Origin of the sequence: Vreelandella zhaodongensis (assembly GCF_013415115.1) — a bacterium.
In the GTDB taxonomy this organism is placed as follows: domain Bacteria; phylum Pseudomonadota; class Gammaproteobacteria; order Pseudomonadales; family Halomonadaceae; genus Vreelandella; species Vreelandella zhaodongensis.
Map to the genome: position 1 here is coordinate 597,521 of NZ_JACCDD010000002.1, position 16,283 is coordinate 613,803.

The following is a 16,283-nucleotide window of genomic DNA, read 5'->3' on the forward strand; positions in this document are numbered from 1 at the left end:
AAGTTTCCCCATATTAGCAGACAAAAAAAACGCCCCTTAAACCCTAGCGGGTTCAAGGAGCGTTTTATTCACGCTAATGCGTGTTTTTAGCCTTTACCCGCCTTCTTGCGCAGTTGCTGAATCGTTCGCAACTGGGCAACAGCTTCGGCAAGTTCAGCAGCAGCGCGAGTATAATCCAGCTCTGCTGACTTCTCGTTAAAGGCTTTCAGCGCTTGCTGACGTGCTTCTTCGGCGGCGGCCTCATCGAGGTCACCGGCACGCGCCGCAGCATCTGCCAGGATCGTCACAACATCCGGCTGGACTTCCATGAAGCCACCCGAGACAAAGAAGTTTTCTTCCTTGCCACCATCGTGGATCACGCGGATCGGGCCCGGCTTAAGCTCGGTCAGCAGCGGGGCGTGCCCCGGCAAAATGCCGAGATCACCCATAATCCCAGAAGCAACTACCTGCTCAATCTTACCTGAGAAGATAGATGCTTCAGCGCTGACGATATTGCAAGTGAAGCTATTCGCCATAGCGAATCCCCCTAATGGACGGGATTACTTCTTCATCTGGTTGGCTTTGTCGACAGCTTCGTCGATGGAGCCGACCATGTAGAAGGCCTGTTCCGGCAGATCGTCATACTCACCCGCGAGGATGCCCTGGAAACCAGCGATAGTATCTTTCAGAGAAACATACTTACCGGGCGAACCAGTGAATACCTCAGCAACGAAGAACGGCTGCGACAGGAAGCGCTGGATTTTACGCGCACGGGATACGGCCAGCTTGTCTTCGTCAGACAGCTCGTCCATACCCAGAATCGCGATAATATCCTTCAGCTCCTTGTAGCGCTGCAGAACGTTCTGCACGCCACGAGCAGTGTTGTAGTGCTCTTCACCGACGACTAACGGATCCAACTGACGTGAGGTAGAGTCCAGCGGGTCGATGGCCGGATAGATACCTAGCTCAGCAATCGAACGCGCAAGTACAACGGTGGCGTCAAGGTGTGAGAAAGTGGTCGCCGGCGACGGATCGGTCAAGTCATCCGCAGGGACGTAAACGGCCTGCACAGACGTAATAGAACCGGTTTTGGTCGAGGTGATACGTTCCTGCAGAACGCCCATCTCTTCCGCCAGTGTCGGCTGATAACCTACCGCAGACGGCATACGACCCAGCAGAGCAGATACTTCCGTACCGGCCAGGGTGTAGCGGTAAATGTTATCGACGAACAACAGTACGTCGCGGCCTTCATCACGGAATTTCTCAGCAATGGTCAGGCCAGTCAGCGCTACGCGCAGACGGTTGCCGGGCGGCTCGTTCATCTGACCATAAACCAGCGCTACCTTGTCGATAACGTTGGATTCAGTCATTTCATGATAGAAGTCGTTACCCTCACGCGTACGCTCACCCACACCGGCGAATACAGAGTAGCCGCTGTGCTCGGTGGCGATGTTGCGGATAAGCTCCATCATGTTAACGGTTTTACCAACACCGGCACCGCCAAACAGACCAACTTTACCACCCTTAGCAAACGGGCAGACCAAGTCGATAACTTTGATACCGGTTTCCAGCAGCTCGTTAGAAGCTGCTTGGTCGGCATAACTCGGCGCTTTGCGGTGAATCGGCATACGCTCTTGCTCACCGATATCACCAGCTTCGTCAATCGGCTCGCCGAGTACGTTCATGATGCGACCCAACGTTTCCTTACCTACCGGTACGGAAATCGCGGCACCTGTGTTGGTCACGTCCAAGCCACGTTTCAAGCCCTCAGTAGAGCCCATGGCAATGGTGCGCACCACGCCGTCGCCCAGCTGCTGCTGGACTTCGAGGATAGTCTCAGCATTGGAGACCTTCAGCGCGTCGTAGACCTTGGGCACAGTGTCCCGCGGAAACTCTACGTCAATCACCGCGCCGATGATTTGTACGATACGTCCGCTCATCTTGGTTCCTCTCAAAAACCTGCAAATGAAACCTGTCTGCCGGGAGCCACCTAAGCGATGGCTAGCTCCCTAGGCGTTATACGGCAGAAGCGCCGCCGACGATCTCGGAAATTTCCTGGGTGATGGCGGCCTGACGGGCCTTGTTGTATACCATCTCCAGATCGTCGATCAGGTTGCCCGCGTTATCAGTGGCACTCTTCATAGCGATCATTCGGGCGGCCTGTTCGCACGCACCGTTTTCGACTACCGCCTGATACACCTGCGATTCGATGAATCGAACCAACAGGCTGTCTAGCAACGCCTTGGCATCCGGTTCATACAGGTAGTCCCAGCTTCCGGGACGGGCGTTTTCTTCGTCATGCTTCTCGTCTGCGCCCATATCTGACGACAGCGGAAGAATTTGGCGTACAACGGGCCGTTGCGTCATGGTATTAACAAATTCGTTATATACCACGTACAGACGGTCTAGACGTTCATCGTCATAGGCTTCCAGCATGACCTTAACACTACCGATCAGCCCCTCAACACTTGGCGATTCCCCTAAACCACTCTTGGCGGCAACTAAGTTACCCCCGTAGTTGCGGAAAAAAGCACCAGCTTTAGAACCGAGGGCACAGAAATCCAGCTCAGCGCCTTCCTGTTTCCAGGCCATAGCGTCTTTCAACACCGCCTTAAACAAGTTGACGTTCAAACCGCCACACAAACCACGGTCGGTAGATACCACAATGTAGCCAACGCGGCTGACGGGGCGTTCCACCATATAGCGGTGCTGGTCTTCCTGTTCCACGTCAGCGTCTGCAATGTGAGCAACCACATTGCGGATCTGATTTGCATAGGGCTGACTGGACTTCATCAGATCTTGTGCTTTACGCATTTTAGACGCAGCTACCATTTCCATGGCGCTGGTAATCTTCTGCGTATTTTTAATGCTCCCGATCTGGGTGCGTATCTCTTTTGCAGCTGCCATAGCGATCTACCCTTCGTTCGTGGCTCTCAGAAAGCATGCAAGCCCGCCCGCAGGCGGGCTGGACATTACCAGCTCTGAGTCGCCTTGAACTTCTCGAGACCCGACTTCAAGCCGTCCTGAATCTCGCCGTTGTAGTCGCCGGTCTGGTTGATCTTGTCGAGCAGGTCGCCGTGTTCAGACTTCATGTAGTCGTGCAGAGCACGCTCGAAGTCCAACACTTTATCGACGCTCACATCATCCAGGTGACCTTCGTTAGCGGCGTACAGAGACAGCGCCATTTGCGCCACAGACATCGGCGAGTACTGGTTCTGCTTCATCAGCTCGGTAACGCGCTGACCATGCTCAAGTTGCTTACGCGTGGCTTCATCAAGGTCAGAGGCAAACTGCGAGAACGCCGCCAGTTCACGGTACTGAGCCAGCGCCAGACGCACGCTACCACCCAGTTTCTTGATGATTTTCGTCTGCGCTGCACCACCTACACGAGAAACCGACAGGCCTGCGTTAATCGCCGGACGGATACCGGAGTTAAACAGGTTAGTTTCCAGGAAGATCTGACCATCAGTGATCGAGATCACGTTGGTCGGTACGAACGCAGACACGTCACCACCCTGAGTTTCGATGATCGGCAGCGCGGTTAAGGAACCGGTTTTGCCTTTCACTTCACCGTTGGTGAACTTCTCTACATAGTCAACGTTAACACGAGCAGCACGCTCAAGCAGACGCGAGTGGAGGTAGAAAACGTCACCGGGATAGGCTTCACGACCCGGCGGGCGACGCAGCAGCAGGGATACCTGACGGTATGCAACGGCTTGCTTGGACAGATCGTCATAAACGATCAGCGCGTCTTCACCACGGTCACGGAAGTACTCACCCATGGTGCAGCCAGAGTAAGCGGCCAAGAACTGCATGGGTGCCGGGTCGGCAGCGCCAGCAGCGACAACGATGGTGTGATCCATCGCGCCATGCTCTTCTAACTTGCGTACTACGTTGGCAATGGTTGACTGTTTCTGACCAATAGCAACGTAAACACAGGTAACGCCTTTGCCCTTCTGGTTGATAATCGCATCAATAGCAATGGCGGATTTACCGATCTGGCGGTCACCGATGATTAGCTCACGCTGACCACGACCGATCGGCACCATGGCGTCGATGGACTTCAAACCAGTTTGGATTGGCTCGTCAACGGACTGACGGGTAATAACGCCAGGCGCTACTTTTTCTACCGCGTCAGTCATTTTAGCGTTGATATCGCCTTTACCGTCGATGGGGTTACCCAGCGCATCGACAACACGGCCTACCAGTTCAGGACCTACCGGTACTTCAAGGATACGACCGGTACATTGCGCGGTCATACCTTCTTGAAGTTGCAGGTAGTCACCCAGGACAACAGCACCGACGGAGTCACGCTCCAGGTTCAGTACCATGCCAAAGATGCTGTTGGGAAATTCAATCATCTCACCAAACATCGCGTCTTCGAGGCCGTGAATTTTCACGATACCGTCGGATACGCTGACGATGGTGCCCTGATTACGGGCTTCAGATGCGACGTCAAGCTTCTCAATTCGCTGCTTGATGATGTCGCTGATCTCGGAAGGATTCAGTTGCTGCATGCCATGTCCCTCAGACTCAAGCGGTCAGCGCTTCGGAAAGGCGATTCAATCGACCACGTACCGAACCGTCAATGACGGTATCGCCGGCACGCAGGATGACACCGCCAATAAGCGACTTGTCTACCCGAGTAGTAATGGAGATTTCGCGATTCAGACGTTTCTTGAGCGCGTTTGCTAGCTTGGTTCGCTGTGCGGCAGTCAGCTTGTAGGCTGACACCACAGTGACGTCGATACGCTGCTCGTACTCTGCGCGAAGGTGTTCAAACTGATCAGCGATAGCGTCTAATGCCGTCAAACGACGTTGATCGGCTAACGTGGTCAGAAAACGTTTGAACGCTTCATTTGCGTTGTCTGACAGCATATCTGCTAACAGACTCGTTTTCTGTTCGCTGCTAAGTTTAGGACTACCCAACAGACCAGCAACTTGGCGATCTTTAACAATCGCTCCAGCCATTGCTAGCGACTGTGACCAAGCGTCAAGCACCTGTTGATCGCGCGCGTATTCAAACGCCGCTTTGGCGTAAGGACGAGCGACGGTAGATTGTTCCGCCATGGGTCACCTCCTTACAGTTCAGCGGCAAGCTTATCAAGCAAGTCGCGGTGCGCTTTCTCGTCAACAGAGGCTTCAAGAACACGCTCAGCGCCTACGATCGCAAGGTGAGAAACCTGCGCACGCAAATCGTCTTTCGCGCGATTAATTTCTTGCTCAATTTCAGCCCGAGCACTTGCTACCAGACGTTCGCCCTCGGCACGCGCTTGTTCACGTGCTTCTTCAATCATTTGGGCAGAGCGTTTGTTGGCTTGCTCGAGAATCTGAGATGCCTGCTCTTTGCTCTCACGCAGCGTTTGCTCTGCACGCTCTTGAGCCAGCTCAAGGTCGCGAGTAGCACGGCTAGCAGCGTCCAAGCCATCAGCAATCTTCTTTTGACGCTCGTGAAGCGCGTTGCTGATCGGAGGCCACACATACTTTATGCAAAACCAGACAAAGATCGCGAAGGCGATCGTCTGCCCGATAAGCGTCATGTTGATATTCACAGGGATGTACCTCTGACAAATTCGTGGCGACCGGAGTGAAACAAAACCGAGCGGTTGTCCGCTCGGTCAAGCTGCATTAACCGGCAACAACGAAGATCAGGTACATCGCAATACCAACACCGATCATCGGAACGGCATCAAGCAGACCGGCCATGATAAAGGTACGAGTTTGAAGCTGGTCGCTCAGCTCAGGCTGACGTGCGGTGTTGTCCAATAACTTGCCACCCAGCATAGCAAAGCCAAAGCCAGTGGTCAGGGCGCTAACACTGATAATGATGGCGGCAGCAATGTAGACGATTTCCATGATAAAACTCCTGGTAGTGCGTTAGTTTCAAGGGTTTAGGGTATTATGCAAAACGTTGCTCTAGATTAATGATGCTCGTGAGCGGCGCTTAAATAAACGACGGATAGCGTCGTAAAAATAAAAGCCTGCAACGAAATCACTAAAATGTGGAAGATGGCCCATGGCACATCCAGCATCCAGATTGCCCAAAACGGCAGCAAGGCAATAAGGATGAAAATCACTTCACCGGCAAACATGGCACCGAACAGACGGAAGCCGAGGCTGATGGGCTTAACCAGCAGACCAACAATTTCCAAAATCAGATTGAATGGCGCCAGCAACCATGTGTTGAAAGGGGTTAAAGCAAGCTCTTTACCAAACCCAGCCACACCTTTTACTTTGCAGCTGTAGTAAATAATCATCAAAAATACACCAATCGCCATTCCTAGAGTGGCGTTGATATCGGTTGTGGGTACTATTTTCATGTACTCAAAACCAAGCTTGCCAAACATTTCGGGGAAATAGTCAACCGGCAGTAGCTTCAAACTATTCATTAGCAAAATCCACATGAACAGCGTGAGAGCGATAGGGCCGATGTGCTTATTTTTGCCGTGAAACGTTGAGCGTGTCAGGTTTTCAATGAACTCAATGACCATTTCTACGGCATTTTGCAGGCCGCCAGGCACCCCCGTTGTTGCCACTTTGCCAGCTTTATGGAATAGCCACAGGAACAACGCCCCCATTCCAATTGACCAGCCCATGGTGTCAAGGTGAATAGCCCAGAAGCCCATTTCAGTCGCTTCCGCAGAGGTGGACGCAAGCGACCAACCGTTCTCTGGATGCTTCCCGAATGTAAGATTCTGGAGGTGATGCTGTATGTAATAGATGGCCGATATTTCGTTATCTGCTGCCATACTGCTTCCTCAGGTTTAAAGGGTTGACCGCTCTCGCACGAGCCAAGGTGCTAGCCAGTGCACGAGTTGGGCCACCACATAGGCGACAAAGAAAAAAGCTGGGTTTGAAGGGGGCGCTGATATCAGCACAATGGCAAATAACGCCACCGTCAAACCAAACTTGCCTGCCGCTGCTTGGTAAAAGTTCAACACGTTATGTCGAGGATGTTTCCCAGTGCGACGCAACCCTCTCCAGACAAAGTACATCGTGGGCAAAATACTGACAGCCCCCCCTAGCAATGCTGATAGTGCTGCCGACGCTCCGGACACCCCACTAGCAAGCACCACGATGGCAGCTGTTGCTGCCAACTGCGCTTGAAATAGTCTTTTAAAATTTAACGATCGGCGTCGAGCAGTAGATACGCGTTGCATCTTCGTCACTACTCCCTACCGGCGTAAAGCTGTCTCAGGCAACATTGCCTTTGGTTTATCGTTTTGTCTCATCTTTCGACAAACACCGGCGGATTATAGGGAAGCGCTACCACACCTTCAACCGAAGTTGCACGGATTTCGCTTGTTTAGGCATCAACTTGCGACCAAAGGGTTAAGAAAACACCGCATCTTTCGTAAGCCTGCTATTTAATATGTGCCAAGATTCCATCCAGCTCTTCGAGACTGGTATAGCGAATCGTCACTTTTCCTTTGCCTTTTTGTCCATGGTCTATTGAAACAGGCGCACCTAATAGCTCACCCAGCTGCGTCTCAAGTCGTGCAACATCCGGTGTTTTGGCAGAACGCGGTTGTGCTTGGGTAGGCGCTTGGTTTGTTTGTACCTTTTTCACCAGCGCTTCAGTATCACGCACGGTCAGATCATTATTGACCACTTCATGGGCAACTTGGCGCTGTTGGGCACTGGTAAGCGATAGTAGAGCGCGTGCATGCCCCATATCCAAATCGCCACGTTCTAGCAATGTTTGTACTTCAGGGTCTAGCGCCAGCAAACGTAATAAATTAGCGACTTGAGTACGCGATTTACCTACGGCGTCAGCAATTTGCTGTTGAGTCAGCTCAAATTCATCGCCTAAGCGTTTTAAAGCCAGCGCTTCTTCGATGGCATTAAGGTTTTCACGCTGAATGTTTTCAATCAGTGCTAATGCAAGCGCAACTTCGTCGCTAACATCGCGAATAACCGCAGGAATGACATCTAACTCTGCTAACTGTGCAGCACGCCAACGTCGTTCACCCGCTATGATTTCATAGCGGTTTTCCCCCACAGGGCGAACCACAATGGGCTGCATTACCCCTTGAGCACGAATGGAGTCAGCAAGCTCTTCCAACGCTTCTGGTTGGATGTCTCGGCGAGGCTGGTATTTACCACGAGTGAGCTGGCCTAACGGTAATCTTTCAAGCCGATCAGCCCCCATTTCTGTTGATGCAACAGACGACGGTAAGGCTTCTGCACTATCAAGCGTTACACCACCGGTAATATCTAAACTGTCACGACGACGGGCGCCCGCACCAATCAGGGCATCCAGGCCACGTCCTAGCGCGCGTTTACGCGTCATTCGCTTCCCCTCGTACTGTACGTTATAGCGATAGCCGCCGAATCATCTCTTTTGCCAGCACACGATAGGCTTGGCTCCCCCGCGAAAAACGAGCGTATTGAGTCACTGGTACACCATGACTTGGTGCTTCAGCAACTTTAACGTTGCGCGGAATGGTTGTGTTCAGCAGCGCATCCCCAAAGAAGTCCCTTAGCTGCTTGTCGACTTCTCGCGTCAAGCTGGTGCGTTTATCGTACATGGTACGCAGAATGCCAGAAACGGCCAGCTCTGGGTTGATGCTCTGCTTAATCTGTTCAACGGTGTCCAGCAGCGCTGAGAGCCCTTCCAGCGCGTAGAATTCACACTGCAACGGAATGAGCACACCATGAGCAGCGGTTAACGCGTTAACTGTCAGCATGTTAAGTGATGGCGGGCAGTCAATTAACACCACATCATAATCATCAGCAACGGTTTGTAGCGCTAACGACAAACGGCTTTGCCGCTGGTCACTATCAAGCAGCTCTACTTCAGCAGCAGTGAGATCACCATTCCCCGGTAAGACGTCATAATTCACAGGAAGCCCACGAATGATGGCATCACTTGCTGTTGTTTCTCCAAGTAAAACGTCCAGCACGCTTTTCTCAAGCTCGTACTTATCGATACCACTGCCCATACTGGCGTGGCCTTGAGGATCTAAATCTACCAATAGTACGCGGCGATCCAGTGCTGCCAAACTAGCGGCAAGATTAACGGCTGAAGTGGATTTGCCCACACCGCCTTTTTGGTTGGTCAGGGCAATGATCTGGCTCACTACTCAACTCCTTTTGGGGTCAGGATCAACAGCTGCCGCTCGGCCGTCTCAAAGGGGACGTTTAATAAAAGTCGCGTCTGGAGTTCAACGTAGGCAGGCAACTCTCGCAACTCATCATCAGCACTTGGCCCTTTCATGGCAAGCCACTGCCCGTGAGCTGCCGGTAATGTTTGGGTCAATGTAACGAAGTCTACCAAGCTGGCAAACGCTCGGGAAATAACTTGATCAAATGCCTGATCATTGAACTGCTCGACGCGTGCTTGGGTTGGCGTGACGTTGGTCAGCGCTAACTCCATCACTGCTTGGCGCTGAAAACGAACTTTCTTACCATTGCTATCAAGCAACGTCACGTGTAACTCAGGCTTTAAAATGGCGAGAACTAGGCCAGGCAAGCCTGGTCCAGCCCCTACGTCTAGTAGCCGAGGGCCATATACATAGGGCGCGACTGCGGCGCTATCAAGTACATGTCGAGACACCATATCTTCAACATTACGCACTGCAGTGAGGTTATAAGCCCGGTTCCACTTGTGCAACAGAGCAAGTAACCCTAGCAGCTGTTCACGTTGAACGGAGTTAACTGTTAACTCCAGCGCCTTGAGTCCTTCATCTAAACGGGTGGCAACAACGCTGGGTAGCGTGTTAATCAGCGTCTGTAATTGACTCATCCGTTAACCACCTCAGTATTGCTAATGAGTCGACGCTTTTTTAAATGAATCAATAAAATTGAAACCGCAGCAGGCGTCACACCGGAAATCCTAGCGGCTTGAGCCAGGGTTTCTGGGCGGGTTTCACTAAGTTTCTGACGAATCTCATTGGACAACCCTTCAACCCGCTGATAATCCAACTCGGCAGGTAGCGGTGTGGCTTCATGACGCTTGAGTTTATCAATCTCGTCTTGCTGGCGATCAATATACCCCTGATATTTTGCTTGAATTTGCACTTGTTCGGCGACGGCGTCGTCATCAACATCACCGCTTTCAATACCTGGTAACCCAGTGATATCTGCGTAGGTCAGCTCTGGACGTTTCAACAAGTCACTTAAGCAATACTCTCGGGGAAGCGGTCTACCGGTTTTTTCAGCAATCTTAGCGGCTGCGGGCGTGTTGGGTTGCACCCACACCGTTGCCAAACGCGCTGTCTCACGCTCAATAGCTTCACGTTTTTGACTAAAAGCCGACCAGCGCTTGTCATCTACCAGCCCAAGCTCACGACCTTTTTCAGTTAGGCGAAGATCGGCGTTATCTTCACGTAACAGCAGCCGATATTCAGCCCGTGAAGTAAACATGCGGTAGGGCTCTTTGGTACCCATAGTGATTAAGTCGTCTACTAACACGCCAAGATAGGCTTCATCACGACGAGGATACCAAGCCTCTAACTGCTTAGCGCGACGAGCGGCATTCAAGCCTGCCAGAAGCCCTTGGGCACCGGCTTCTTCATAGCCGGTGGTACCGTTAATTTGCCCAGCGAAAAACAGGTTGTGGATAAATTTTGTTTCCAGGGAGTGTTTTAAATCCCGCGGATCGAAAAAATCGTACTCAATGGCATAACCAGGGCGAGTGATATGCGCATTTTCAAGCCCTTTAATTGAGCGAACTACCTGCAGTTGTATATCAAAAGGCAGTGAGGTTGAAATCCCGTTGGGATACAGCTCATGGGTATCTAGCCCTTCGGGTTCGATAAACACTTGATGGCTGGCTTTATCGGCAAAGCGGTGGACTTTATCTTCAATCGATGGGCAATAGCGCGGGCCAACCCCTTCGATAACACCAGAATACATGGGTGAACGGTCAAGGTTCGCCATGATAATTTCATGGGTGCGCTCATTGGTGTGAGCAATATGACAGCTCACCTGCTGAGGATGCATATTCCGTGAACCAAGATACGACATGACTGGAGTCGGCGTATCGCCAGGCTGTTCTTCCAACGGTGCAAAATCAACCGTTTTGGCATCAATGCGTGGTGGAGTCCCCGTTTTTAATCGATCCACGCGAAACGGCAGTGCACGAAGCCGATCTGCTAGCGCATTGGATGGCGGATCACCGGCACGGCCACCGCGGCTCTGATCCAGCCCAATATGGATAACCCCACCTAAAAATGTGCCTGTGGACAAGACCACAGAGTCCGCATGAAAGCGAATACCAGTTTCCGTTACAACACCGCGAACAGTGTCGTTATCCACAATCAGGTCACCCGCCGCCTGCTGAAAAATGGTCAGGTTAGGTTGATTTTCCAACATTCCGCGAATGGCGGCTTTGTAACGAATGCGGTCAGCCTGAGCACGTGTGGCACGAACTGCTGGGCCTTTGCGTGCATTGAGTACACGAAACTGGATGCCGCCTAAGTCCGTGGCTAGCCCCATTGCACCACCGAGTGCATCGATTTCTTTCACCAAGTGGCTTTTGCCGATCCCACCAATCGCTGGATTACACGACATTTGGCCGAGTGTTTCGATGTTGTGGGTCAATAACAGGGTTTGACAGCCCATACGAGCAGAGGCCAATGCGGCTTCGGTTCCCGCATGGCCACCGCCGATGACAATAACGTCAAAGCGGTCGGGATAGTTCAAGAGACACCTCGTCTTGCGCCTTTTGGCACGGATGATGTGAGTCAGCGTATCGGCGCTGATTTCGTAAGCGAGCCAGTATAAACCTCCTGTGGGTAACCGTCAGGTTTTTCCACACCCAAAATAACCTCGTCACTTATTATTAATAACAAAATAAAAATATATAAGAGAAGTTCTATTGATGTTGTTACTACTAGTGTGGACAAATTCTGTTGATAACTGAAAAAAACTCAAATTCTTCATGATGTTAAATTGTTAGCTTTTACATGATTAAACGGCGGAGTGCCTGCGTAGAAGTCGTGTTGAGCCTGTGGATGAAAGTGGTCTTTATCCACAGGCGCAGCTATTGACGTCTTATCCACCGGCTCATACCGAGTTTGTTACCGCACCTGTGAACATTTCTGCTGACTTAGTATAAAAGCCATTAACAGTGCTCATAGCAGGGATCACAGAGGAGTACCTGGTGACAGAAAAAAATAGTATCCACAGGCAAAAAAAATGACCTGTCACTACGACAGGCCATTTTATGGGCTAAAAAATGAAGAAAAAGAGGCTGGATAACCTACATCAGTGCTTTAAAACACGCGCTAGGAAGGATTGGGTTCGCTCATGTTGAGGCGTATCAAACAGCTGCTCAGGTGGTCCTTGTTCGGTAATTTCACCTTTATGGATAAAGATAACGCGGTCAGCCACTTCTCTGGCAAAGCCCATTTCGTGGGTGACAATCACCATGGTCATACCTTCTTTGACGAGTTCACGCATAGCATCTAGCACTTCGCCGATCATTTCGGGATCAAGTGCTGACGTAGGCTCGTCGAACAGCATAAGGCGGGGTTCCATCGCCAGTGCGCGCGCCAGCGCTACGCGCTGTTGTTGTCCACCTGAGAGTTGGCTTGGGTACTTATCCGCCTGGTCGGAAATCCCAACACGCTTTAATAGGCGCTTGGCAGTTTCTTCAGCATCCTGACGGTTCCATCCACGCACTTTCATTGGGGCAAGTGTGATGTTGTCGAGCACGCTTAAGTGGGGAAACAGGTTGAACTGCTGAAACACCATGCCCACTTCTGTCCGAATAGTTTGCAGTGCTTTGCTGCTTTTACCATTAGGCAATAGCTCGTTGCCATCGACATCTAACGTGCCTGACTGGAACTCTTCCAGGCCGTTAATGCAACGGATAAGGGTCGACTTACCGGAGCCACTGGCACCAATCACCACCACCACTTCGCCAGGGACAATTTCAAGGTCAATATTATTCAGCACGTGCAGGCTACCAAAGTGCTTATTGAGCTGCTGCATACGCACAATGGGTTGTGTGACATTGTTCATTGCACTTGTCCTTATTGTCCAACGAGGCCTCTGCGCTCTAGTTGGCGCAGTAGGAGAGAGAGGGTCCAGGTGATCGCAAGGTACATCAGCGCTACCATGAAATAGACCTCTAGGGCTGTAAACGTGGTGGCAATATAAATCTGCCCCTGGCGCACTAACTCACCCACCCCGATGACGGAAAAGAGAGATGTATCTTTGATACTGATAATACCTTGGTTGCCTAGGGAAGGGATCATGCGGCGGAATGCTTGAGGCCAAATGACGTAATGAAATGCCTGAGTTCGCGATAGGCCTAGCGAGAGTGAGGCTTCCCGTTGACCACGCTCTATGGACTGAACTCCACCGCGAACAATCTCGGAAATATACGCTCCTGAATTAATCGCGATGGCAGCGATACCGGCAACTAACGCATTAATAGGGCCGCCCAGTAATTGCGGAAGGCCATAAAAAATAAACAGTACTTGCACAAGTATCGGGGTGCCGCGAAACACTTCGATATAGAAAATGGCTGGCCAGCGTAACCAGCGCACGCGGCTAATGCGCAGCAAGCCAAAAAAGATACCAATAAAGAAACCAATGGCGAGGCCGCCAAAAGAGATCATTAATGTCCAGGGTATCCCTGGTAGCAAATAGGGGATTGAGCGAAACGCAGCCGCCCAATCAAACTGAAAAGTGACTTCCACGTGGGGTTCTCCTTAAAAGCACGACTCGAAAAAATAACGCAAAAAGAACACAGGGCCGGGGGCTAGGCCGCCCGACCCTGTGTTAGAGGTTCAGTGCATTGTGCGATGTATTAATCGTCGCTAGGAGATTCACCGAACCATTTTTCGTAAATCTCATCGTAGGTGCCGTCTTCGCGCATTGCAGCGAGCGCTTCGTTGGCGGGCTCTACCCACTGGCTACCTTTATGGAAAACGATACCGTATTGCTGACCTTCATACAGCGGGCCAACCACTTTAGTACGGCCTTCTCCACGTGTTTGGGAGAAGTAGGCAACATTCGGTGCGTCATAGAAAGCCGCATCAACATTACGGCCTAATAGAGCCATGTACATGTCGCTGTTGCCAGGGTAAGGAGTGATGTCGGCGTCATCACCTAGCTGTTCTTGAAGAAAATCATAGCTAGTGGAGCCAATGCGGGTGGCAATAGAGAGGCCGGCTAGGTCTTCAAGGGTTTCAACATCGTCGTTATCAGCACGAACAATGATTTGTAAGCCTGAGTCGTAGTAGGGGTCAGAGAAATCAACAATTTCAGCACGTTCTTCTGTGATGGTAACGCCTGCAATGGCGATTTCTTGGCTGCCGGTTTGCACCGCGGGAATAATACCTGCGAACTCCATCGTTGTGAGGTTTACTTCAAACCCAGCACGTTCAGCCACTTCGTTGATGATATCCATATCGAAACCGATCATTTCACCGGTTTCTGGATCCATCATTTCAAAGGGTACGAAACTTGGGTCTGTTACCACATTTACGGTAGGCGTATCAGCCGTTGCGGAGGTTGCCAAGCTGGCAAAGCCAACGGTGATGGCGGTGGCAATGGCTGTCTTGGTAAAGGTAAGTTTCATTAGTTTCCCCGTGTTTTATTTGGTTAGCGACACCATTCAAAGAAGAATTTTCTAATCAACAGTATCAGCAACCGTTATTGACCTTTTAACCTTGGCGAGAAACCGCCAAGGCGTCAAGTCACGGGGAGAGGTTACCGCCAACGTTAGTTAGACCATGAACGAAGCACCACAGCCGCAGGTCGTCGTGGCGTTAGGGTTTTGAACACGAAAACGGGCGCCTGCTAGCCCTTCTTCATAGTCAACCGTTGAGCCTACCAAGTATTGGTAGGAGAGAGGGTCGACGACCAGTGTCGCATCGCCGAACTCAATAAGTGTGTCATCCTCGGCAACATTTTCAGCAAAATCAAAGCCATATTGGAAACCCGAGCAACCACCGCCGGTGACATATACGCGGAGCTTTAGCGCCGCGTTATCCTCTTCGGCCATGAGTGCTTGGATACGTTGTCGAGCGCTGTCGGATAACAGTAGTGGGGTTGGAACAAAAGCTTCTGCACCGCTCATGGGTACCTCCCGCGAGCTTTAAGAACGAATAATCGGCATTGGAGTGTGATTATGGGTAATTCCTAGCAAAATGGTCAACTATTGTGTTGGATCATCAAGCAAAGGACAGCTCGCTGAGGAGGCGTTGGCAAATGACCTCCTCTCTGAGTTGCCCTCTGCATGCTAGTGCTTTGTGTGGTTCAAGGCATTAGGGCTGGGGCGTTAAGGCCCATATTTTCTTCAAGGTCAAACATAAGGTTGAGGTTTTGAATGGCTTGGCCCGAGGCACCTTTGACCAGGTTATCAATGACCGAAAGCACTACCACGGTATTGCCGTTGCCAGGACGATGAACGGCAATACGGCAGGTGTTATTCCCCTTGACGCTGCGGGTTTCTGGGTGGCTGCCTGCAGGCATGACGTCAACAAACGGCTCGTTGGCATAGCGCTGCTCAAATAGCGCCTGTAAATCGCCCGACTCACTCGTCAGCGTGCTATATAGGGTGGCATGAATGCCACGAATCATCGGCGTCAGGTGAGGCACAAAGGTAAGGCCCACTGCACTTGGCTGCATATCACCCAAACCTTGACGGATTTCAGGCAAATGGCGATGGCCGGACGCACCGTAGGCTTTCATCGATTCGCTGGCTTCGGCTAGTAGCGAGGCGACTTTGGCACCGCGGCCTGCGCCGGTAACGCCTGATTTACAGTCAGCAATTAAATGGCCTGGATCGATCAAACCGGCTTCTAAAAGCGGCAGGTAGCCCAGCTGAACCGCTGTAGGGTAGCAGCCTGGAACAGCAATTAAACGGGCCTTTTTGATCTGTTCCCGATGCATTTCTGGCAGGCCATATACGGCCTCATTTAGTAATTCCGGCGCGCCGTGGGGCTGGTCGTACCAACGACTCCACTCGTCGGCATCGCGTAGCCGAAAGTCAGCAGACAAGTCGATTACCCGAGTGCCATTGTCGAGCAATTCGCCTGCTAGCGCGTGGGCCACACCATGGGGGGTCGCAAAGAACACCGCGTCCATTGAACCCAGTGCCTTGGCATCTGGCTCGCTGAACGTGAGCGCATCATAGTGGCCGCGCAGGTTGGGATACATGTCGCATACCTTCACGCCGGCTTCCGAGCGCGAGGTAATCGCTTCAACGCTTACTTGATGATGCTGGGCGAGTAACCGCAACAGCTCAACGCCGGTATAGCCGGTTCCACCCACAATGCCAACCTTGATCACAAACGACTCCTTGCGCATTTTGCGTGTTAAAACATATCAATGATTAACAG

The 16,283-nt window shown here is 51.6% G+C and carries 18 protein-coding genes; all 18 read right to left on the bottom strand.

The features are described 5' to 3' along the window. Positions 1-86: 86 nt before the first annotated feature. The 18 genes from HZS79_RS06095 to argC all read right to left on the bottom strand — a co-directional run bounded on the left by HZS79_RS06095 (position 87) and on the right by argC (position 16,233). Entirely contained in the window at positions 87-515 is a 429-nt protein-coding gene (locus HZS79_RS06095) for a F0F1 ATP synthase subunit epsilon (RefSeq protein ID WP_162218087.1), read from the bottom strand. 24 nt (positions 516-539) lie between these two features. Beyond that, positions 540-1,919, bottom strand: coding sequence for a F0F1 ATP synthase subunit beta (gene atpD / locus HZS79_RS06100; protein ID WP_162218088.1), 1,380 nt, complete (start codon positions 1,917-1,919; stop codon positions 540-542). Positions 1,920-1,995: 76 nt separating this feature from the next. Then, positions 1,996-2,886, bottom strand: a complete 891-nt coding sequence (gene atpG / locus HZS79_RS06105; RefSeq protein ID WP_162218089.1) for a F0F1 ATP synthase subunit gamma — start codon at positions 2,884-2,886, stop codon at positions 1,996-1,998. A 65-nt stretch (positions 2,887-2,951) separates the two neighbouring features. Then, a complete protein-coding gene (atpA, locus tag HZS79_RS06110) occupies positions 2,952-4,496 on the bottom strand; it encodes a F0F1 ATP synthase subunit alpha (protein ID WP_162218090.1) in 1,545 nt (514 codons plus the stop codon). Between the two features lie 16 nt (positions 4,497-4,512). After that, positions 4,513-5,049 (bottom strand): F0F1 ATP synthase subunit delta, encoded by a 537-nt coding sequence (locus tag HZS79_RS06115; protein WP_162218091.1) that lies wholly within the window; start codon positions 5,047-5,049, stop codon positions 4,513-4,515. Positions 5,050-5,060: 11 nt separating this feature from the next. Further along, positions 5,061-5,531, bottom strand: a complete 471-nt coding sequence (locus tag HZS79_RS06120) for a F0F1 ATP synthase subunit B (protein WP_162218092.1) — start codon at positions 5,529-5,531, stop codon at positions 5,061-5,063. A gap of 76 nt (positions 5,532-5,607) precedes the next feature. Next, complete coding sequence (gene atpE / locus HZS79_RS06125) at positions 5,608-5,835, bottom strand: F0F1 ATP synthase subunit C (protein ID WP_016915582.1); 228 nt, start codon at positions 5,833-5,835, stop codon at positions 5,608-5,610. Positions 5,836-5,900: 65 nt separating this feature from the next. Then, complete coding sequence (atpB, locus tag HZS79_RS06130; protein WP_162218093.1) at positions 5,901-6,728, bottom strand: F0F1 ATP synthase subunit A; 828 nt, start codon at positions 6,726-6,728, stop codon at positions 5,901-5,903. Positions 6,729-6,743: 15 nt separating this feature from the next. Continuing rightward, positions 6,744-7,139 carry an ATP synthase subunit I gene (locus HZS79_RS06135; RefSeq protein WP_179927327.1) on the bottom strand — a complete coding sequence of 132 codons (396 nt, stop codon included), beginning with the start codon at positions 7,137-7,139 and terminating at the stop codon, positions 6,744-6,746. A 203-nt stretch (positions 7,140-7,342) separates the two neighbouring features. Then, entirely contained in the window at positions 7,343-8,272 is a 930-nt protein-coding gene (locus HZS79_RS06140) for a ParB/RepB/Spo0J family partition protein (protein WP_162218095.1), read from the bottom strand. 22 nt (positions 8,273-8,294) lie between these two features. Continuing rightward, positions 8,295-9,062 (bottom strand): AAA family ATPase, encoded by a 768-nt coding sequence (locus HZS79_RS06145; RefSeq protein WP_162218096.1) that lies wholly within the window; start codon positions 9,060-9,062, stop codon positions 8,295-8,297. Next, positions 9,062-9,727, bottom strand: coding sequence for a 16S rRNA (guanine(527)-N(7))-methyltransferase RsmG (gene rsmG, locus HZS79_RS06150; protein WP_179927328.1), 666 nt, complete (start codon positions 9,725-9,727; stop codon positions 9,062-9,064). Before rsmG ends, HZS79_RS06145 begins: the two co-directional genes overlap by 1 nt. After that, positions 9,724-11,628 carry a tRNA uridine-5-carboxymethylaminomethyl(34) synthesis enzyme MnmG gene (gene mnmG / locus HZS79_RS06155; protein ID WP_179927329.1) on the bottom strand — a complete coding sequence of 635 codons (1,905 nt, stop codon included), beginning with the start codon at positions 11,626-11,628 and terminating at the stop codon, positions 9,724-9,726. The genes rsmG and mnmG overlap by 4 nt, the downstream gene beginning before the upstream one ends. A 564-nt stretch (positions 11,629-12,192) precedes the next feature. Further along, a complete protein-coding gene (locus tag HZS79_RS06160) occupies positions 12,193-12,951 on the bottom strand; it encodes an amino acid ABC transporter ATP-binding protein (RefSeq protein WP_162218099.1) in 759 nt (252 codons plus the stop codon). Between the two features lie 11 nt (positions 12,952-12,962). Continuing rightward, positions 12,963-13,634 (bottom strand): ABC transporter permease subunit, encoded by a 672-nt coding sequence (locus tag HZS79_RS06165; protein WP_162218100.1) that lies wholly within the window; start codon positions 13,632-13,634, stop codon positions 12,963-12,965. Positions 13,635-13,744: 110 nt separating this feature from the next. Continuing rightward, on the bottom strand, positions 13,745-14,518 hold the full coding sequence (locus HZS79_RS06170; RefSeq protein ID WP_162218101.1) for a transporter substrate-binding domain-containing protein: 774 nt from the start codon (positions 14,516-14,518) through the stop codon (positions 13,745-13,747). Between the two features lie 147 nt (positions 14,519-14,665). Further along, positions 14,666-15,019 (bottom strand): iron-sulfur cluster insertion protein ErpA, encoded by a 354-nt coding sequence (gene erpA / locus HZS79_RS06175; RefSeq protein ID WP_162218102.1) that lies wholly within the window; start codon positions 15,017-15,019, stop codon positions 14,666-14,668. Positions 15,020-15,198: 179 nt separating this feature from the next. Then, positions 15,199-16,233, bottom strand: coding sequence for an N-acetyl-gamma-glutamyl-phosphate reductase (argC, locus tag HZS79_RS06180; protein ID WP_162218103.1), 1,035 nt, complete (start codon positions 16,231-16,233; stop codon positions 15,199-15,201). Positions 16,234-16,283: the final 50 nt, after the last annotated feature.